Origin of the sequence: Methylotuvimicrobium sp. KM1 (assembly GCF_044788715.1) — a bacterium.
Taxonomy (GTDB): domain Bacteria; phylum Pseudomonadota; class Gammaproteobacteria; order Methylococcales; family Methylomonadaceae; genus Methylotuvimicrobium.
In genome coordinates, this window is the sequence record NZ_CP173170.1 from 1,958,804 (window position 1) to 1,977,322 (window position 18,519).

The window sequence follows — 18,519 nt, forward strand, 5'->3', positions numbered from 1 at the left end:
TACTCAGTGCGCGCAGCGTGGATTTCTCGCTGTGTAAGGGGTTTAGCTTCAAAAATTCGGTTTACAGCGCTAATACGTGGCCAGCGGAGGCCGAAAAAAACCATGATATGATGAGTTTGTCGAAAACTTACCCTATCAACGTGGATGGCCAACCTCGATAAAGCCTCGGTTCGAACTGAAGTCAGTCGCTTAAAAGCGGACTTCGAGAGGCTGTGTGCCGAAGGCAAAATCACCTGTGAAAGCCAGGCTATTATGACTAGCTTGTTTCTGGTGGTTGAATTGATACTGGCCATTTTTCTGGAACGCACCACGAAGAAGGATACGACTAATTCCAGCAAACCTTCGTCGCAAACAGAGAAAGATGAATCTTCATTAGGGCGGGCTGGCAGTAACGGTAAAGGCAAAGCCGATAACAAGGCTTCTGCGCACAACAGTCGTACCGTGGAAACCGTGACGCTGTCCAAGACCCTGACCTGTGACGTCTGCGGCGAAGATTTAATCGACGTCCCGTGTTCGCACGTTGAAAGACGGACCAAGATCGATATCGTGCTCGAGAAAGTCGTCGAGCATGTGGATGCCGAGATCAAACACTGTCCGACCTGCGCTGCCACGGTCAAAGGCCGGTTTCCAGCCGATCTGCACGGGCCTTTGCAATATGGCGATGGTTTAAAAGCCTTTGTGATCAATCTGCTGGTGTGCCAAATGGTGGCGCTGAATCGCGTTCAGAAGCTGGCCACCTCCATGCTGGAGGTGGTCATTGCCGAAGCGACCTTACTGAAATTCGTACTGCGCTTGCATCAGGCCTTGGAAACCTGGGAAGCGCAAGCGGTCGAACAACTACTGAAAGCGCCCGCACTCCATGTGGATGAAACCTCGCTGCGAGTGGATCGGAAAAAGCATTGGATACACGTCTATTCGGCCGGAGACATCACGTTGAAATTTTTGCATCGAAAGCGAGGCAAGGAAGCCATCGAGTCGATTAATCTCATTCCGCGCTATGGTGGTGCCATCATCCATGACTGTTGGTCATCGTATTTCGCCTATCAACACTGCGGGCATGGCCTGTGCGGTTCACACTTGCTGCGCGAGCTGACCTTTATCGTGGATGCCCATGACTATCGTTGGGCCAAACAGATGAAACGCCTGTTGCAGGAAACCTGCGTCACCGTATCAAAAAGCGCCGACAAAAAACTGACAGCCATAGAACTGGCCAACTTGCAAAAGCGCTACCGGGCCATCCTGACCCGCGGCGAAAAAGAGCTGCCCATTATTCCGCCGAAACCCAGTGGCAAACGCGGCAAGCTGGCCAAATCCGATGCGCACAACTTGTGGGAGCGGTTCAAGACTCATGAAGCCACCATACTTCTATTTGCTAAAGAGCCGCATGTGGCGTTTACCAATAATCGTGCTGAGCAGGATTTACGCATGGCCAAGGTCAAACAAAAGGTCTCCGGCTGCTTTCGTGCCGAAGAGTATGCCCATGCCTATTGCCGAATATCCAGCTATCTGCAAACCATGGCCAACCGAGGCTATAATCCGCTCATCGCGATTCAAATGGCTCTTGCTGGGAACGCGGCTATAGGGCGCGAGTAGTTACCTAGCACCAAAGGTTCACAGCATGAAAATGTGCTAAACTGACTCCGGTTTTGCCTTGTTTTTAGACAAAATCAGCTCTGCAAAAGTTAAAACGCCTAATTAGGGGCTGTTGCCGTTTCACATAGGTAACCATAAAAAAGCGCAAGCTAAGGCCACAGAAGCTTCAAAATTTCGTTTTAGCTTGTCATATCGTGTAGCAATAGCTCTGAAATGTTTCAGAGCTTGCAAACACATTTTCAACTAGGTGACGATATTTGTTGAGACACCAATCCATATCATCATTCCCTACGTTTGAATTCTTTTTTCTTGGAATGACAGGAACAGCTCCTTGGCCTTGAATCTGAACACGTAGTGGTTCACTGTCATAGCCTTTGTCAGCAACGATATAGTCAGCTTTAGGCAGTTCAGCGACTAAGGTTGGCGCTTCTTTACAATCATGAACTTCGCCACCTGTTACTGTAAAGTGGATGGGAAGACCACAGGCATCAACAGCCATATGAATTTTGGTCGTATTACCCGCAACAGATTTACCAATCGCCGATTCTTGCCCATAGGTCGCACCGCTACTATGCTGATGAGCTTTCACAATACTTCCATCAATAAATGCCCATTCCAAGTCAGGCTTAACTATCAGTTCGTTAAAAATACCCATCAGTTTTTCTTTACGAGACCATTCATTGAAGCGTTTATAAACAGCATTCCAGTTACCAAAGGCACTAGGCAGATCTCGCCAGGGACAACCTACGCGAAAACGATAAAAAATCCCTTCGGTTGTTTGCCGAAGAAAGGGTTTGTCATATATCCCCATTTTCAACATAATCATCTCAATTTTCCCCAGTGTTCATCCGTAAACATTTGTCGCGGCATAGTTTGCTTGTTTTTGGCTCAAAATAAACAAGCTATGAGGCTGAATTATTGAAATTCAAGGGTAAGTTACAAAACGGCAACAGCCCCTAGGCGTTCCAGGTTTTGTGACTATTACAGGCATAATGAATAATTTACCGGAATTTTTAAGGATTTATGTATCAATGACCCAGAGAAAGCTTGATGTGCTTTTAGTGAACCCTGATTCGTCGATAAAAGCTTATCAAGGACTTGCCGCAACATATTCAGCAATCGAACCTCCAACTTGGGCTTTGTTGCTAGCCAGTTCATGCAGAGCGAAAGGTTTCGGGGTTGCAATTTTAGATTGTGATGCTGAAAAATTATCTTTGGAACAATCAGTTCAGAGAGTAATTGATATTAATCCGAGAATAGTTGTCTTTGTAGTGTATGGACAAAATCCTAATTCGGGGACAACAAGCATGATTGGCGCGTTGAGTTTGGCCAAGGCTCTAAAGGAATATACAAATTATCGGATTGGGTTCGTAGGTTCGCATACTAGTGCATTACCTAGAGAAGTCTTGGCATATTCCTGTGTCGATATAGTTTTTTTAAACGAAGGTGTTTATGCTTTGCATGATTTACTTTCTAGTAATATGCAGAGTGATCTAAGGAATATTAAAGGAATTGGGTATAATATTTTTGAGAATGGCGGTGTTGTTCCGATTTTAAATCCTCCCCAATGTGTTGTTCCTCAGGAACGCATGGATATTGATTTGCCCGGCTACGCTTGGGACCTTTTACCTTACAAAGATAAGCCTCTGGATTTATACAGAGCACATTTCTGGCATTCTGAATTTGATCATGCCAAACGCACACCTTTTGCGGCAATTTACACCTCGCTCGGATGTAACTTTGGCTGCAACTTTTGCATGATTAATATAGTTAACAGAAATGACAACGGGAATGATGTAGATGCCTCACATTCGCGCGGAATGCGATTTTGGAGTCCCGAATGGGTTGGTAAGGAAATGAACAAATTAGCTTCCATGGGTGTTCGCACACTACGGATCAGCGATGAAATGTTCTTTCTAAATCGTAAATATTACGAACCGGTATTGAAACAGGTAATAGACAGTGGTTTCGATTTCAATATGTGGGCTTATTCACGAGTCGATACAGTTCGCAAGGATTATCTCGATTTATTTAAACAAGCTGGTGTCAATTGGCTCGCACTTGGAGTTGAAGCTGGAAATCAGGTCGTGCGGCAAGAGGTTGCCAAGGGTTCTTTTAAAGAAGTTAATATCCGTGATGTCAGTAACACTATAAGTGCTGCGGGTATCAAAATCATTAGTAACTATATTTTCGGTTTTCCCGATGATACATTAGAAACCATGCAGCAAACCTTAGACTTAGCCTTGGAACTGAATAACGAAATGGCTAATATGTATCCTTGTCAAGCATTGCCCGGAAGCCCGATGCATCAAATTGCCAGAAAAAACGGGTGGGCGTTACCTGACTCGTTCGAAGGCTATGCTTTCCTATCGTATGAATGCCAACCGTTACCTACCAGACATTTAAGCGCAGCCCAGGTTTTGAAGTTTCGAGACGAAGCCTGGCAAAAATACTTCACCAATCCTGCTTACCTAAATTTGGTTGAAACCCGTTTTGGTATTCAAGAACGCAAAAATATCGAAGATATGACTTCTATCAAGCTAAAAAGAAAACTATTGGGAGATTAGATAAGTGATTGTCACGCGAACACCATTCCGGATTTCTTTTTTCGGAGGTGGTACGGATTATCCTACTTGGTTTCAGGAGCATGGTGGGGTAGTCATAGCTACCACCATCGATAAATACTGTTACATCAGTTGTCGCTATTTGCCGCCTTTTTTTGAACACAAGTATCGGGTGGTCTACTCCAGAATTGAAAACGTAACGAATCCGGACGACATTCAGCATCCGGCGGTGCGGGCAGTCTTAAAGTACATGAGTTGCAACAGAGGACTTGAAATACATCATGACGGCGACTTGCCGGCTCGTTCCGGTCTAGGATCTAGTTCTTCATTCACAGTGGGATTGTTAAATGCATTAAAGGCTTTGAAAGGGCAGCATATTTCTAATGAAGATTTAGCTGCACTTGCCATTCATATTGAACAGAAAGTCATTCAGGAGAACGTTGGTTCTCAAGATCAGATTTCCGCCTCTTACGGTGGATTTAACCGGATCGAGTTTCTTCGCAATGGTGGTTTTCTGGTTAATCCCATCATATTAAAAATGGATCGACTGGAGGATGTTCAAGATAATTTGATGTTATTTTTTACTGGGTTTTCCAGAATTGCTTCGGAAATCGCCAAGTCGAAAATAGACAATATTTATCACCGACATGCCGAGCTATCCAGAATGAAAGAAATGGCAGACGAAGCTATTTCGATTTTACAGGGAGATGGCGAACTTAATGAGTTTGGCGAATTACTCGACATGGGATGGCAGTATAAAAAAAGTCTTTCCGACCAGGTAAGTACTTTGGAGATAGATCAAATTTATGCTGCAGCGCGCAAAGCGGGAGCGCTCGGAGGTAAACTGCTTGGCGCGGGTGGAGGTGGTTTCATGTTATTTTTTGTACCTCCTGAAAATCAGTCACGGGTATTGGAACAACTGAAATCATTGATTTACGTACCTTTCAGATTCGAAAATTCGGGTAGTCGAGTGGTTTTATATCAACCAAACGGCTTGTAGAGGCTATGGGCGAAATGACCAAAAAATTCCCGGATCTATATCGCTGGACATCGTGGCTTAATTGGTTCGGCGTTCACAAGTCGCTTGACCAAGGACGGTTACACAGACTTAATAGTGCGCGATCATGCATCTTTGGATTTATAAGGTGGAGGGGTTTTTCGACACGGCGCACCCAGAATACGTGATACTAGCTGCCGGAAAAGTCGGAGGCATCGTCGAGAACAAGACATATCCAGCCGAATTTATTACTCGAAATTTGGCGGTTCAATTGAACGTGATTCGTTCTGCGCATACCGTCGGAGTAAAAAGATTTATTTTGTTCGGCTCGTCCTGTATGTATCCCCGCGAATGTTCTCAACCAATGCTGGAAGTCGATTTGCTAAGCGGCTGTCCGGAATCAACCAGTATGTCATATGCAATTGCCAAGTTGGCCGGTGTGCAGATGTGTTTGGCTTATAATCAGCAGTTTGGCTACAAGCGTACATTCCGGTTATTTCTAACAGTGTCTTTGGCGCAAACGATAATTTTGATCCGGCTTCCGGCCATGTCTAATCAGCGTTGATCAATCGGTTTCATACTGCTAAGGTTAGTGCTACCAATAGCGTTACCTTAGGGGGAAGCGGCTTATTACGTCGCGAGCTCCTGTATGCGGGCGATCTAGTAGATGCATGCCTGATTCTATAGTAGTCAGATATGCAGAACATGAATCTTACGATCAATATAGGACCCGGTCAAGATGTCTCTATTAAGGGATTGGTCCAGTTAGTGGCAGAGGTTGTAGGCTATAGAGAGCACTGTCGAATGGGATACGGAAAAGCCTGATGGAACGCCGAGGAAGTTGCTTTATAGCACACGAATGCTTGCTACTGGATGGACGGCAAAAACTGAGCTGAAAGACGGAATTCTGAGGACTTATGAATAATATTTGGAAAATAAGGCTTAATTGATGAATATGCTGCAATTGGATGCGGACGTTATCGAACGGTTAAACGCAAAAGCGCAGTGGGTGTGGGAAGAAACGCTTAGAATACATCGCCGCTCTCAAGAAACGAGAGTAGCCTCCTCCCTATCGACTATCGAAATATTTGTAACGCTGTATTACGGTGGATTCATGCGGTTTGATCCCGACAATCCCATCTGGGAGGGGCGCGATCGTTGCATTATCAGCAAGGGGCATGGATCGTTGTGCATGTATCCGATTTTGGCGGATTTGGGCTATTTTCCAAAGCAAGAGCTGGAAAGGGTTTGTCAGGCAGGCAGTTTTCTGGGCGGGATTCCCGACCCTGTGATACCAGGTTACGAAACTGTCAACGGCTCATTGGGGCATGGTGCCGGCGTCGGCGCGGCTATGGCCTTGGGTCTCAAATGCAAAAAAAGCAAAGATCGAATCGTTTATGTCGTGACTGGCGATGGCGAGCTTCACGAGGGTTCCAATTGGGAGGCCTTTATGTTCGCCGCCCAGCATCGTTTGGATAAGTTAGTGGTGTTGGTGGACAATAATCATATCAGTATGTTGGGGCCTACCGATGAGATAGTGTCCCATCGCAATTTAGTCCAGAAATTTGATGCATTCGGTTGGTCAGCCAGAGAAGTGATCGATGGGCATTCGGTCGTTGCGATAGCTAATGCTTTGTTGGATTGTCAGCGCGATACCTCCGGTAAACCCAAGGCCATTATCGTCAATACTCGCAAAGGCAACCGGGTTCCTGGCTTGGAGAATGCGCCACTGTCGCATGTCGCTGCGATCAAACCGGATTTGATTGATCAATTGCTTGGAGAACGCCGATGAGTGCCGTCGCGACGGTTCAACCCAGAGCCATGCGCGATACCCTGTTGTTATCGCTGTATGAGGCGATGTTGCTGGATCGCAATATATTTCTGGTCACGGCCGACTTCGGCTCCCCTGTTATGGACAAAATTCGGGCTGATATTCCCGACCGGGTGATCAATGTCGGGATTGCCGAGCAGAATCTGATTAACGTTTCGGCCGGCTTGGCGCTGGAGGGATTTAAGGTGTTTGCTTACGCAATAGCGCCGTTCATCACTATGCGTTGTTTCGAACAAATCCGTGTTAATCTGGCGTTGCTTTCCGAAGTGCGACCGATGAATGTCAACCTGATCGGCGTTGGCGCAGGATACAGTTATGTGGTGTCGGGGCCGACCCACCAATGTTATGAAGACTTAACCGTGATGAGAGCATTACCCAATATGCGGATATACTCGCCGGCGGATCAGATGATGGCGGCCGTATTACCCGCCAGATGCCTTGCCAGCAACGGACCGAAATATTTGCGTTTGGATGCCCAAGTGTTACCGGTTTTGTATCCGGAAACGTTGCCGGATATGGAGTGCGGTTTTCATAGACATCGCGAAGGGGAGAAAATCTGTTTGTTAGCCACCGGATACATGGTACATACAGCTTTGAAGGCGGCCGATGCGTTAGCGGCGACTGGTGTTTCTGTCGGTATCATCGATTTGTTCGATCTATGCGGCTTCGTGGAGGAGCAGTTACAGACGGCGCTTTCCTCATATCGTGGCGTAGTCACGATGGAAGAAGGATTCCGTGGTCGCGGTGGTCTGGATGCGATGATGTTCGACTACATTGTTCGCCGCGGGCTTGATATTCGTATGCTCAATATCGGGGTTGAGGGTGGTTACCGCTTCGAACTTGGCGAAAGACATGTTTTGCATGAACATGTGGGAATTGGCGTGGGAAGTGTTACGGAAAAAGTGCGTGCTTTCCTGCAATCCCTACCCGCTTGATGCTACCGGTATTATAGTCAATTAAGTTATTGAGAAATTTATGAAATTTCCGCTGATGCGAAACAATATTCTGCGCGAGGACCTCGATGCAGTGATCGAATATTTGAAACAGGACGACCCGATTCTGACTCACGGCGCCAACGTCAAGGCTTTTGAGGCCGAATGGTCGGAATGGTTGGGGGTAAAATATAGCGTGTTCGTCAACTCTGGGGCCTCCGCAAATCTGTTGACCATGGCGATCTTGAAGATCCGCCACCCGGATGGCGGCGAAGTGATCACTCCACCTTTGGCATGGGTTTCCGATGTAGCTTCCGTGCTGCAAAACGGTTTCACGCCAGTTTTCGCGGATATCGATTCCGCTACCTTAGCGATGGATACCGCGCAAATCTTGAGCAAGATCACCGATAAAACCCGCGCGGTGTTTTTGACGCACGTACAGGGTTTCAACGGTTTGACCGACGAATTGATCGATGAACTTAAACGCAGGAACATTCCGCTAATCGAAGATGTTTGCGAGTCCCACGGCACGACGCATAATGGCATCAAAGCCGGCAGCATCGGTTGGATTTCCAATTTTTCCTATTACTATGCTCATCACATGAGCACCATTGAAGGCGGCATGATCTGCTCCAACGATCCGGAAGTGTATCAACAGGCGCGGATGCTACGGTCGCACGGCATGGTGCGAGAGGCAAACGACCAGAACTTGCGTGATACTTATATAAACGAAAATCCAGAACTGAATTCGGACTTCATCTTCGCCTACCCGGCCTATAATGTCCGTAACACCGAGATTGGTGGCATCATGGGGCGCAATCAGTTGAAACGGCTGGACGAAATCGTCAAACGCCGGACGGCAAACCTGTTTCGCTTTTTGGATAAAATAGATTCAACAAAATTTCGCACCGACTTCAAGCTGAAAGGCTCCAGTAACTATGCTTTCAACTTAATATTGAAAGAAGCCGACGATGACTTGGTTCAGCGCCTGATGCGGAAAATGTGCGAAGCCGGCGTCGAATTCCGTCGAGGCAGTGCCGGTGGCGGCAACCAGATCAGGCAACCTTTTCTGAGAGGTATAGTGACGGAAGGCCATCATCTTGAATATCCGCAGACCGAGCACGTGCATTTCTACGGGTTTTATATCGGTAATTTTCCGGATTTGAGTGATGCCGAAGTTGATGAGCTTTGTGCGGTCTTAAATGCCGCCTAAGATGATGCAATGACTACGGCCGTTATACTCGCGGGTGGTTTAGGAACGCGCTTGCGTAGTGCGGTACCGGAACTGCCAAAGCCGATGGCGCCGATCAGCGGGCGTCCATTTCTTGCGTATCAACTCGACTACTGGATCAAACAAGGGGTCAGCCGTTTTGTGCTGTCTGTTGGCTATCGGCATGAGGTTGTTATTGATCACTTTGGCGATCGATATAAAGATGCCGAGCTTGATTATGTCATTGAGACAACCCCATTAGGTACGGGTGGCGGATTCTTGTTGGCGGCTGAAAAGGTCGATAAAAATGAAGCGTTTTTACTACTTAACGGCGATACCTATTTTGCAGTGAATTTGAATATTTTGATTGAGTTCGCTCGGAAAAATCATGCAAGCTGGTGTTTCTCGCTGTTCCGCACCAATGAAGAAGGACGGTATATGGGTATGGATGTCACCCCACAAGGACAAGTTATCTCGCTTAAGTCTGGTAAAGGACAATCGGAGCGATTGGCAAATGGCGGGGTGTATTGGGTTAACCCAGGAGCAGTGCTTGATGAAAGATTTTCTGCTGGCGACAAAGTATCTTTGGAGGACGACATCTTTCCGGCCGCCATGGTTTCCGGCCAGTTCCTGTTTGGTATCGAGTTTTCGGGGATCTTCATTGATATTGGTGTACCCGATGATTACTACCATGCTTTGACCCTGCTGACACAATAGACAAGGCATTACGTTGGATCCGATCAAATATCTCCAGAAAAATCTGACATTGTCCATCCAAGCCAAGCAACAATTGCTAGCGGATGAACTATGCCTGCGGCTTTTCGAGCGAGCCGTGACGGCGGTTGTCGACAGTTATCAGCAAGGTGGACGGCTCTATATCGCCGGAAATGGAGGCTCGGCCGCCGAAGCTCAACATCTCGCCGCTGAATTCGTCAGTAAATTGGCTCGCGAAAGAGCCGCATTGCCCGCCGAAGCGTTGACTGTCGATAGCTCGATTCTTACCGCCATCGGCAACGATTACGGTTACGAGTTAGTCTTCGCAAGGCAACTGGCCGGCAAGGCAACCGCCAAGGATGTGTTTCTGGGCATAACTACTTCAGGGCAGTCGCCGAATGTTATTAAGGCCTTGGAACAATGCCGAAGCATGGCGGTGCCGAGTATCGTTTTCTGCGGGCGGGACGGCGGCAAGGTCAAGACCATGGCCGACCATGCCATTATCGCGCCCGGGGATACTACGAGCATCATACAAGAATTGCATATCGTGTTGGCGCATACGCTTTGCGAATGCGTTGAAGCGGCGATGTTTGGCGAATAAATTTTACACAACAATAATAAGGTAGTAATTCAATGAGTTATAAAATTCTTGTTACCGGTGGAGCCGGATACCTCGGCTCGACTTTAGTACCCGATTTACTGGCGGCGGGCCATCAGGTCACGGTGGCGGATAACTTTATGTATAGGCAGGCCAGCTTGAATCACGCCTGCCATCATCCGAATTTTAATGTGGTTAAAGGTGATATTCGGGTCGAAAGCGTGATGGCTCCCTTGCTAAAACAGGCCGATATCGTTATTCCATTGGCGGCCCTGGTAGGCGCGCCGCTGTGTAACATGGACCCGGTAGGGGCGACGACGATCAACCACAATGCGATCGCGCTGATGCTCAAGCTGTTGTCCAAGGACCAACGCGTGTTGATGCCAACCACCAACAGCGCCTACGGCACAGGTGACGAACATAACCTCTGCACTGAAGACTCGCCATTGCGGCCAATATCGCGCTATGCAATCGAAAAAGTCGCAGTTGAAAAAGAGCTGATGGCATTCGAGAACGCCATCAGTTTCCGCTTGGCCACGGTGTTCGGCATGTCGCCACGGATGCGGATCGACTTATTGGTCAATGACTTTACCTATCGGGCGGTTAACGATCGGTTCGTGGTGCTGTTCGAAAGCTATTTCAAGCGTAACTACGTGCATGTCCGCGATGTATCGCGGGTGTTTCAGCACGGTATTGCCAATTTCGATGCCATGAAGGGGCAGATATACAACGTCGGCCTATCCGAAGCCAACGTCTCGAAGAAAGAGCTGTGCGAAGTGATCCAAAAACAGTTGCCGGACTTTGTATTTATCGATGCGCCGGTCGGTAAAGATCCCGATCAACGCAATTACATCGTCTCAAATGAAAAGATCGAGGCTACCGGTTACAAGACCTTGGTGTCCTTGGAAGCAGGGATAGCCGAATTGATCAAGGGCTATACCATGATCAAGAATTCGTTGTATGGCAATGTGTAATCGTCGTGCCGGTGGATTCTAATTTGTCAGCTGTCCCTCAAGATCACGACGCGGCGGAGAAAGATTTAGCCGTCTGCGTCGACTCGCAAATTGCCTTGCTGTCGCGTACTGTCGTTTTTGAAAATACGGTGTTCTCAGTATACGCCGACCACATCGTCGATAACAGCGGGCATCAAGTAGAGCGTTATCTGAGCGTTCTGCCCAAGTGTCTTGTGGATGACGCCATCGCTGGCGTGGCGGTCATACCCGTTGCCGACGAGAGAGTAGGCTTGATCCGAATATTCCGGCACCCGGTTGGCCGTTGGTCGTGGGAGGCGATTAAAGGGCATGTCGAGCAGGACGAAGAGGTACAGGCGGCGGCAGTGCGTGAACTGAAGGAAGAAGCCGGTTTTTCGGCGTTACCCGAAGCGTTGCTAGATTTGGGGTTTACCGCGCCGGAAGCCGGCGTGATCCAGGCGCGGACAAGATTGTTCGCGGTGGAAGTAGACCAATCTGCGGCGGCAGCCGTGGAAGGAGAGCTTGGCCACGCTGAGATGGTGTTTTATTCTCGAGGCGAGCTTGAAGCATTGATTGCCGACGGTGAAATCGAGGATGCCAGTACCTTGGTGCTTTTGTTCAAATATTGGTTCAAACAACATAATAGTCCATGAAGTTTATTAAACGCAGTAATAGTGGCGTCGTAAACCAAAATTAAGTTTGATTTTACTCAATTAGGATAGCCGAGGTTGTACGGTTAATTTAAATTGTCGTATTAATAGGAGTGAAATGAGATTCTCTATATTTATAAACAACCACGGCAAACGCGATGGAATCGAAGATTTTATCAATATTCTCAGTGATGTGATCACAAAACGCGGCCACGAGGTAGCCGTTACCGAAGCTCTCGATCCGAATACCATCAATATGGTTATTGATGAATTCACTGATTTTATATCCAATAAGGAAATCATGGATTTTAAAAAACAAAATCCTGATTCTCAACTGATATATGTGTTGACGGAATTTATCGAGCATCGGTTGTTTGTCACGTCATTCAATTTTTTTGACGGCATTATAGAGGCGGCGTTGATTGCAGTCATGAATGTTTATTTTCGGAGACGCCGTCAGGATTTTAAATCCGCAACCATTAATCATTGGCTAGTTGCGATTTTTTATTCGCCATTTTTACTTTTCTATTTACTAGATCATTTTCTAAGGAATTTGATAAGGAAAAATCGTTTGCCGCTTATATCAAGAGTGCATCGCACGGCATATATGCTCATGCGCTACTTGGGGTTCGAAAAAATGATAGTCTATGCTGATGCCGTTATCTTGAGTCACAAATCAATCGCCGACGATCTTGGTGAAATCATTGGAAATATTCCTGTGTTAGGTATAATTCATCCTGAAATCAATTTTGAAGAAATAGAACAATCCTTGTTTTTGGATAAACAGCTCTTCATCGAAATAACCGGATCGATAACCCCATACCGTCTTAAAGCTATTCGAAGAATTAATACCGATATTCTTAGACTCTGCATAATAAACCGGTTTGGCCCATGTAAAACCATTTCTTTTTCTTCCTCTTGGGAACAGGATGCTGCACGAGGCGCTTATTCCCTACATCCACCTCAATCAAAAAAATGGAAATATTCCAGTCCAACCCGAATTTTTCGCGCATTACAGTATGAACACAATATGCCGGTATTGACAAAAGTATTTCACCAACACCAGATAGAAAAGCTTTGTTTGAAATTTCAAGGGGAAAAAACTATATTCGAAATGTACTCGTATTTCAAACACCCTAGTGACCTTATTAGCTATCTTAGACCATTAGCAAAAGAATATATGGATATAGCGGACGCGGAAAACGATAAGATTTTACAAGCAATCTTGACAAAGCATGAAAATTCAACAACAAACCTGATTGCTCACGACCCTCAGCAACTTTCGAGAAACCAGGTAGTCCAATGAAAGCCTTGAGCTGCCAGGAGATCGTGCCATGAAAAAAAACGATCCAATTTCAAAAAGGTTTCAGTTTGACGGATTTCATGCAACAGTATGGTACTGAAAGTCGATGCGCCGAAGCGCTATTTCAGGCCCGGTGGCCATCCGGGTTTCAATGTCCTGAGTGCGGTGGTCGTCGCTACAGTGTGATCAAGACACGTAACTTGTACCAATGCACGACTTGCCATCATCAAACCTCGCTGATCAGCGGAACGCTGTTCGAACAAACCAAACTGCCGCTCTCGGTGTGGTTTCTGGCGATTCATTTACTGACACAGGCTAAAACGGCCTTATCGGCTTTGGCCTTGATGCGGCAAGTCGGCGTGTCCTACAACACCGCCTGGAGTCTCAATCACAAGATCATGCAAGCCATGAAAGAGCGGGATGATCGCAAACCGCTGACCGGCCTCGTTCAACTGGATGACGTCTACTGGGGTGGCGAGCATCGCGGCGGAAAACGCGGGCGAGGCTCGGAAAACAAGACGCCTTTTGTAGCGGCGGTGGCGCTAAACGAAGAGCACCATCCCATCGCCATGAACCTTAATGTCGTCAAAGGTTTCCGAGCTGCCGAAATCAAACGCTGGGCCGACAAACATTTGGAGCCAGGCAAGTCTAGTTTACTCGGGCGGCCTAGCGAGCTTTTCTGCTGTGCTCGATCACGGCTGTCATCTCTACAGCATCGTCACCGGCGGCGGCCCAGATAGCGTGACCAAAGAAGAGTTCACCTGGGGAGCACCATGATCGGCAACGTCAAACGCTCGATCAACGGTACCTACCACGCCATCAATCCCAAACACTTACCGCGCTATCTGGCCGAGTTTTGTTATCGATTTAATCGTAGGTTTGATCTGCAAGCCATAATGCCCCAGTTTCTCATCGCTGCGGCAAATACGACGCCCATGCCAGGCCGCTTGCTCAAATTGGCTGAGGCTTATGGGTAATCAGGAAAACAAAAGGGATAGTGAATTAAAAATGGGAATAGGCGTAAAACATTTTCTGGAACTGCTGTATCTGTTAGTCCAAAAAGACCTTAAGGTACGCTATAAAAGTAGCGTCCTTGGATATTTGTGGGCATTGGCAAATCCCTTCGCGTTTGCCTTGGTGTATTACGTGGCGTTCAAGATTATCATGAGAGTGGAAATGCCCAATTATTCAGTCTTCCTGTTGACTGGAATGTTTCCCTGGGTATGGTTTACAAATTCTCTGGTACAGGCAACGGCTAGCTTCAGAAATAACGTATCTCTGGTGAAAAAAGTCAATCTTGTGCGAGCGGTGCTACCTTTGGGTAGTGTAATCCATGAAATGGTGCATTTCTGTTTTGCTCTACCTGTACTGTGTTGCCTTATATATTTTACGGGGGGAGCATTGCACGCCTCCTGGCTCTGGCAATTACCGCTGATGATACTGCTGCAATTCGCTATGGTTTACCCGCTTGCGTTGGTGTTGGCATTGGCAAATGTCTTCGTCCACGACGTGGAATATATAGTCGCTATTGGTCTTTCCTTGCTGTTTTTCCTGACCCCTATCGTTTATCCCGTGAGCATGATTCCTGAGATGTATCGACATATTTTTGAATGGAGTCCGCTGGCGGCTTTGGTGGGTAACTGGCGTAGCGTTTTTCTGGAGGGAAATGTCGATGTCGGGTTGATAGGTCACTGCATGGTCGTAATACTAACCATGTCGTTTTTGTCGTTTGTAATTTACCGTAAGAGCGCTTGCAAACTGGGTGAATTGTTATGAACAGCGTTGTGCGATGTGATGGCGTATGGAAACGCTATGGCAGGCAAGCCCGTGGCATTAAGGAATTATTGGTGGGCCGCCGCAAAGCGGTCGATAGTCGCTATTCTCGCGAATGGGCCCTGCAGGATATCAGTTTTGAAGTTGAGCGCGGCGCGGCCTTCGGCATCGTCGGGCACAACGGTACGGGTAAGAGCACTTTGCTCTCGCTTCTGCTGGGCACGATATTGCCGGACAAGGGGATTATCAAGGTAGATGGGCGTGTAGCATCCCTACTGGAACTGGGTGCCGGGTTTCACCCCGAACTAACCGGGCGTGAAAATATATTCCTGTATGGCTCTATCCTTGGAATGTCGCTAGCGGAAATACACAAACATCTGGACGGTATCATTGACTTTTCGGAACTGGATGGCGCGATTGATAACCCAATTCGCACCTATTCGAGCGGCATGATTGCCCGTCTAGGATTTTCCACGATTATCCATGCGCCGGTCGATATCCTGTTGATCGATGAGGTACTCGCGGTCGGAGATAGCCGCTTCAAGGAAAAATGCAAGCAATACCTGCATGACTTCAAGACGCGCCACGGCACGCTGGTCATCGTGTCGCATGATATGGAGACGCTGGCCGAGATGTGTGATTCGGGGATGTGTATGAATATTGGGCACGTTCTAGTAAAGGGACCTATATCCAACGTTCTTTCAGAATACGGAGCTGTTATGAAGTTGGCCCAAGAACAAAGCAATTCTGTAAAGGTGAGCTGATGGCAAGGGTATAGCTCGAAAACGCGCCGCCATTCGAGGCAATAGTACGCAGATATTCGGCTCTTCCGGATTTCCCGTGGTAGTTCGACAAATTAGCGACCAAGCAAATTCTTAATGAAATAATTACATTGCTTATCAGTTGCTTAAATAATATTTTCTTTTCTAATTCGGTATCGATACGCTATTACCACGGCAAGCACGGAAGAGCCAGATATTTTTGAGTGATGAAACATTACTATAAAAAGGTGTTTTGTATGGGCCTTTGGGTGCTAAGTATATTGATAGTTACATTCTGCGATGAAACAATATCCCGCAAGTAAGAATAGGAAAAACGATATGAAAGCAGTATTCTCTAATCTAAAAAATAAAATATTATTTGCAATTTCATTTTTTAGGGCAAAAATAATCTTGCCAAGAGATAGCAATAATCTAACGCAGAAAGAGTTTGAAACTGCCTTAAAAATTTGTGATTATATAAATAACGTAATACAAAATAGGGATAGTTACATCAAAAATAATTCTTTGGATGTTTCAATCAATAACCCAGCAGCTAATTGGTCATTGCATAACTCTTTTTTTGATGGTTTTCGTGCCTTAGTATCTAGAAAATTTGAACATATAAATATGCTCAGGGTATTTTCGCAGATGTTTAGTGGAAATTACTTAGGTGTTAAGCACGCTGAGGGGCTTCATGTTCCCCAAACTGTCCCGAAAAAATTGGATTATGATGTATTATCATATTTAAATAGTGACCCTATTTGGTGGAAAGAACGATACATTAATTTAATCGCAATGTTTCCTCAGATTGGTGCACTTACCCCGCCTCGAGATTTTGGTGAATCAGGAGTTATTGTCGGCAATGTTCTTGTTAATCACGATACCTATGTTTACCTAGAGAGAATTGCTTTACTTGTTAAATATGGTGTTGTTGAGAAGTTGAACCAAAGAACACGACCTGTAATTTTAGAAATAGGGTGTGGATATGGGGCGCTAGCGTATTTCATAAAAAAATTAGTACCAAATTGTACTTATATATGTGTTGACTTACCTGAATCACTTATTTTTTCAGGAATTTATTTGACAAGGTATTTCGAAGATTATTTATTGGTTGAAGGGGAAACGACTAATCTGGAAGTAAATGATAGCGAGTGCGTGTTTGTGCCAAATTATATGTTCCATAAATTACCTGAGTCTAATTCGACCATTGATTTAGCCATTAACACGCTATCGATGTCAGAAATGACTCCTGAGCAGGTTGCATATTATTGTCGTGGCCTAGCTGCTATGCTTGGAAGGAATGGAATATTTTATGAACAAAATCAGGATAATAGGCATATAGGGTTAACTTATGCTAAGGAGATTGTTCAAAAATATTTTGATCAACAATTGGATATGCAGCTCATGAACGGCTTGACTCAAGGCTCGGCTACTTTATGGGCGAATAGCGAAGATGCTCTGAGTTAATATTCATGGAAGATAACTTAGCAAGGCGTAATAATTTGGGCTCTTCCGGGTTTCCCGTGGTACCCCCCAATATCTAGTGATTCGCAAACAAGACCCGGCGTCCCTGGACATCCAGCCAAATATGCTGGAATAATCGACCCAGGTTATAAATGCCGTAGCAGCGGCGCTTGATCACTTTGATCTTATTGATCGGCCCTTCGACAAATCCGCTGGTTTCACGCCGGATAAAATAGTTGGTAATCTTATCCCGCCAGTTATCCAACGTGGTGATAAAAGGCGCAAAACAGGCTAAGCCTAATGCGTTGATTCGCTCCAGCCATTGCGTTAAGGCTTGTTCGGCCTGTGCTTTACTCTGCCGCCGCTCAAAAATGCCGGTCAGCACTTCCCGTTGCACATACACGTCTTTCAAGATCGGTGCATATTGAAACAGCAGCAACAACATGACTTGCTGTTCTTCTGTTAACGCTGCCCAAGGTTTTCGGAAAGCCCACATCACTCCTTTCAATTGTGCATAATCTTCCTCCGGCAGGGTTTCTAAAACCGCATTGCAATAACCTTCGTTCATGTCGATGCAGACATGACGAATGCTTTGGCATTGCCGAGGCGGTAGCGTCTTTAAAAAGGCCTTGACCGTCTCTTTTTTGCGATCCGGTAACACCGCTAAGATATATTTTTCACGCTGTGCGGTCAGTCCGGACAAGATGACGACAAAATCCTTATGGCCTTTCTTCAAGGCGATTTCGTCAATTCCGAGCAACGCCAAGAGGGGTACTGCTGACCATTCCACTTCTCGCTGAATATGACGATCCAGGATGCCTTCAATACACTCGACACCCAAAACCCGTTTCAGGCTGACGTCACTGAGCGTACTATTGATTAACTCGCGTAAAATCCAATTCTCATAGGCTTTAGTATGCGGGCTTTTGGGTTCATACTACTCGCAGCGCTGGGTTGTGACCGGTTCTTTGTCACAGTAGCGGCATTGAAAGCGCTTCGGCCGGATGCGAATCCAGACCGGACGATCAAAAATAGGCAGATGCCGTAAGGTAATCGCTTTGTCGTAACCGTGAAACTTGTCGATAGTTCGGCCGCATTGACGACACGCCGCCGTAGTACAGGTGCTGTGCTGACGACAGTGATCACCAAGCCTTTAGT

General features: G+C 46.4%; 18 protein-coding genes and 3 pseudogenes. 18 read left to right on the forward strand and 3 right to left on the reverse strand.

The window, feature by feature from the left end; translation table 11 throughout:
* Positions 1–144 precede the first annotated feature (144 nt).
* Positions 145–1,593, forward strand: coding sequence for an IS66 family transposase (tnpC, locus tag ACINK7_RS08255; protein WP_404360868.1), 1,449 nt, complete (start codon positions 145–147; stop codon positions 1,591–1,593).
* A 120-nt stretch (positions 1,594–1,713) separates the two neighbouring features.
* On the opposite strand, the pseudogene ACINK7_RS08260 reads toward tnpC, so the two are convergent.
* Positions 1,714–2,463: pseudogene (locus ACINK7_RS08260) on the reverse strand (IS5 family transposase).
* 122 nt (positions 2,464–2,585) lie between these two features.
* Between ACINK7_RS08260 and ACINK7_RS08265 the strand changes: the two are divergent.
* From ACINK7_RS08265 to ACINK7_RS08345, 17 genes and pseudogenes are all read left to right on the forward strand, one after another.
* Complete coding sequence (locus ACINK7_RS08265) at positions 2,586–4,160, forward strand: B12-binding domain-containing radical SAM protein (protein ID WP_404360870.1); 1,575 nt, start codon at positions 2,586–2,588, stop codon at positions 4,158–4,160.
* A gap of 4 nt (positions 4,161–4,164) precedes the next feature.
* The gene (locus ACINK7_RS08270) at positions 4,165–5,157 is read left to right on the forward strand and encodes a hypothetical protein (RefSeq protein ID WP_404360871.1); all 993 of its coding nucleotides are present in this window, start codon (positions 4,165–4,167) and stop codon (positions 5,155–5,157) included.
* 60 nt (positions 5,158–5,217) lie between these two features.
* On the forward strand, positions 5,218–5,301 hold the full coding sequence (locus ACINK7_RS08275) for a hypothetical protein (RefSeq protein ID WP_404361426.1): 84 nt from the start codon (positions 5,218–5,220) through the stop codon (positions 5,299–5,301).
* Positions 5,282–5,719: an NAD-dependent epimerase/dehydratase family protein gene (locus ACINK7_RS08280; RefSeq protein ID WP_404360872.1), complete on the forward strand. Its 438-nt coding sequence runs from the start codon at positions 5,282–5,284 to the stop codon at positions 5,717–5,719. Before ACINK7_RS08275 ends, ACINK7_RS08280 begins: the two co-directional genes overlap by 20 nt.
* Complete coding sequence (locus ACINK7_RS08285) at positions 5,716–5,841, forward strand: NAD-dependent epimerase/dehydratase family protein (protein WP_404360873.1); 126 nt, start codon at positions 5,716–5,718, stop codon at positions 5,839–5,841. Before ACINK7_RS08280 ends, ACINK7_RS08285 begins: the two co-directional genes overlap by 4 nt.
* A 262-nt stretch (positions 5,842–6,103) precedes the next feature.
* Positions 6,104–6,946 carry a transketolase gene (locus tag ACINK7_RS08290; RefSeq protein ID WP_404360874.1) on the forward strand — a complete coding sequence of 281 codons (843 nt, stop codon included), beginning with the start codon at positions 6,104–6,106 and terminating at the stop codon, positions 6,944–6,946.
* Positions 6,943–7,920, forward strand: a complete 978-nt coding sequence (locus ACINK7_RS08295; RefSeq protein WP_404360875.1) for a transketolase family protein — start codon at positions 6,943–6,945, stop codon at positions 7,918–7,920. The genes ACINK7_RS08290 and ACINK7_RS08295 overlap by 4 nt, the downstream gene beginning before the upstream one ends.
* A gap of 55 nt (positions 7,921–7,975) precedes the next feature.
* Complete coding sequence (locus ACINK7_RS08300; protein ID WP_404360876.1) at positions 7,976–9,130, forward strand: DegT/DnrJ/EryC1/StrS family aminotransferase; 1,155 nt, start codon at positions 7,976–7,978, stop codon at positions 9,128–9,130.
* 9 nt (positions 9,131–9,139) lie between these two features.
* A complete protein-coding gene (locus tag ACINK7_RS08305; protein ID WP_404360878.1) occupies positions 9,140–9,844 on the forward strand; it encodes a sugar phosphate nucleotidyltransferase in 705 nt (234 codons plus the stop codon).
* A 13-nt stretch (positions 9,845–9,857) separates the two neighbouring features.
* The gene (locus tag ACINK7_RS08310; protein WP_404360879.1) at positions 9,858–10,442 is read left to right on the forward strand and encodes an SIS domain-containing protein; all 585 of its coding nucleotides are present in this window, start codon (positions 9,858–9,860) and stop codon (positions 10,440–10,442) included.
* A 32-nt stretch (positions 10,443–10,474) separates the two neighbouring features.
* Positions 10,475–11,413: an NAD-dependent epimerase/dehydratase family protein gene (locus ACINK7_RS08315; RefSeq protein WP_404360880.1), complete on the forward strand. Its 939-nt coding sequence runs from the start codon at positions 10,475–10,477 to the stop codon at positions 11,411–11,413.
* A gap of 23 nt (positions 11,414–11,436) precedes the next feature.
* Positions 11,437–12,063, forward strand: a complete 627-nt coding sequence (locus ACINK7_RS08320) for an NUDIX hydrolase (protein WP_404360881.1) — start codon at positions 11,437–11,439, stop codon at positions 12,061–12,063.
* Between the two features lie 115 nt (positions 12,064–12,178).
* A complete protein-coding gene (locus ACINK7_RS08325; protein ID WP_404360882.1) occupies positions 12,179–13,366 on the forward strand; it encodes a hypothetical protein in 1,188 nt (395 codons plus the stop codon).
* A 77-nt stretch (positions 13,367–13,443) separates the two neighbouring features.
* Positions 13,444–14,340, forward strand: a pseudogene (locus tag ACINK7_RS08330) (IS1595 family transposase).
* Positions 14,333–15,139, forward strand: a complete 807-nt coding sequence (locus ACINK7_RS08335; protein WP_404360883.1) for an ABC transporter permease — start codon at positions 14,333–14,335, stop codon at positions 15,137–15,139. The pseudogene ACINK7_RS08330 and the gene ACINK7_RS08335 overlap by 8 nt, the downstream one beginning before the upstream one ends.
* Positions 15,136–15,900, forward strand: coding sequence for an ABC transporter ATP-binding protein (locus tag ACINK7_RS08340; RefSeq protein WP_404360884.1), 765 nt, complete (start codon positions 15,136–15,138; stop codon positions 15,898–15,900). Before ACINK7_RS08335 ends, ACINK7_RS08340 begins: the two co-directional genes overlap by 4 nt.
* Positions 15,901–16,236: 336 nt before the next feature.
* Positions 16,237–17,364: a putative sugar O-methyltransferase gene (locus ACINK7_RS08345; RefSeq protein WP_404360885.1), complete on the forward strand. Its 1,128-nt coding sequence runs from the start codon at positions 16,237–16,239 to the stop codon at positions 17,362–17,364.
* 73 nt (positions 17,365–17,437) lie between these two features.
* On the opposite strand, the gene ACINK7_RS08350 is transcribed toward ACINK7_RS08345, so the two are convergent.
* Together ACINK7_RS08350 and ACINK7_RS08355 are read right to left on the reverse strand one after the other, a co-directional pair.
* Complete coding sequence (locus ACINK7_RS08350; RefSeq protein WP_404360887.1) at positions 17,438–18,151, reverse strand: transposase; 714 nt, start codon at positions 18,149–18,151, stop codon at positions 17,438–17,440.
* A gap of 147 nt (positions 18,152–18,298) precedes the next feature.
* Positions 18,299–18,460 (reverse strand): annotated as a pseudogene (locus tag ACINK7_RS08355) (transposase family protein); the annotation flags it as partial.
* Between the last annotated feature and the right edge of the window lie 59 nt (positions 18,461–18,519).

Excerpts from the sequence above, each read along its gene's own strand:
- tnpC (WP_404360868.1), top strand. The coding sequence starts at position 145 with ATGGCCAACCTCGATAAAGCCTCGGTTCGAACTGAAGTCAGTCGCTTA.
- ACINK7_RS08265 (WP_404360870.1), top strand. The coding sequence starts at position 2,586 with ATGAATAATTTACCGGAATTTTTAAGGATTTATGTATCAATGACCCAG.
- ACINK7_RS08280 (WP_404360872.1), top strand. The coding sequence starts at position 5,282 with ATGCATCTTTGGATTTATAAGGTGGAGGGGTTTTTCGACACGGCGCAC.
- ACINK7_RS08290 (WP_404360874.1), top strand. The coding sequence starts at position 6,104 with ATGAATATGCTGCAATTGGATGCGGACGTTATCGAACGGTTAAACGCA.
- ACINK7_RS08295 (WP_404360875.1), top strand. The coding sequence starts at position 6,943 with ATGAGTGCCGTCGCGACGGTTCAACCCAGAGCCATGCGCGATACCCTG.
- ACINK7_RS08300 (WP_404360876.1), top strand. The coding sequence starts at position 7,976 with ATGCGAAACAATATTCTGCGCGAGGACCTCGATGCAGTGATCGAATAT.
- ACINK7_RS08305 (WP_404360878.1), top strand. The coding sequence starts at position 9,140 with ATGACTACGGCCGTTATACTCGCGGGTGGTTTAGGAACGCGCTTGCGT.
- ACINK7_RS08315 (WP_404360880.1), top strand. The coding sequence starts at position 10,475 with ATGAGTTATAAAATTCTTGTTACCGGTGGAGCCGGATACCTCGGCTCG.
- ACINK7_RS08325 (WP_404360882.1), top strand. The coding sequence starts at position 12,179 with ATGAGATTCTCTATATTTATAAACAACCACGGCAAACGCGATGGAATC.
- ACINK7_RS08335 (WP_404360883.1), top strand. The coding sequence starts at position 14,333 with ATGGGTAATCAGGAAAACAAAAGGGATAGTGAATTAAAAATGGGAATA.
- ACINK7_RS08340 (WP_404360884.1), top strand. The coding sequence starts at position 15,136 with ATGAACAGCGTTGTGCGATGTGATGGCGTATGGAAACGCTATGGCAGG.
- ACINK7_RS08345 (WP_404360885.1), top strand. The coding sequence starts at position 16,237 with ATGAAAGCAGTATTCTCTAATCTAAAAAATAAAATATTATTTGCAATT.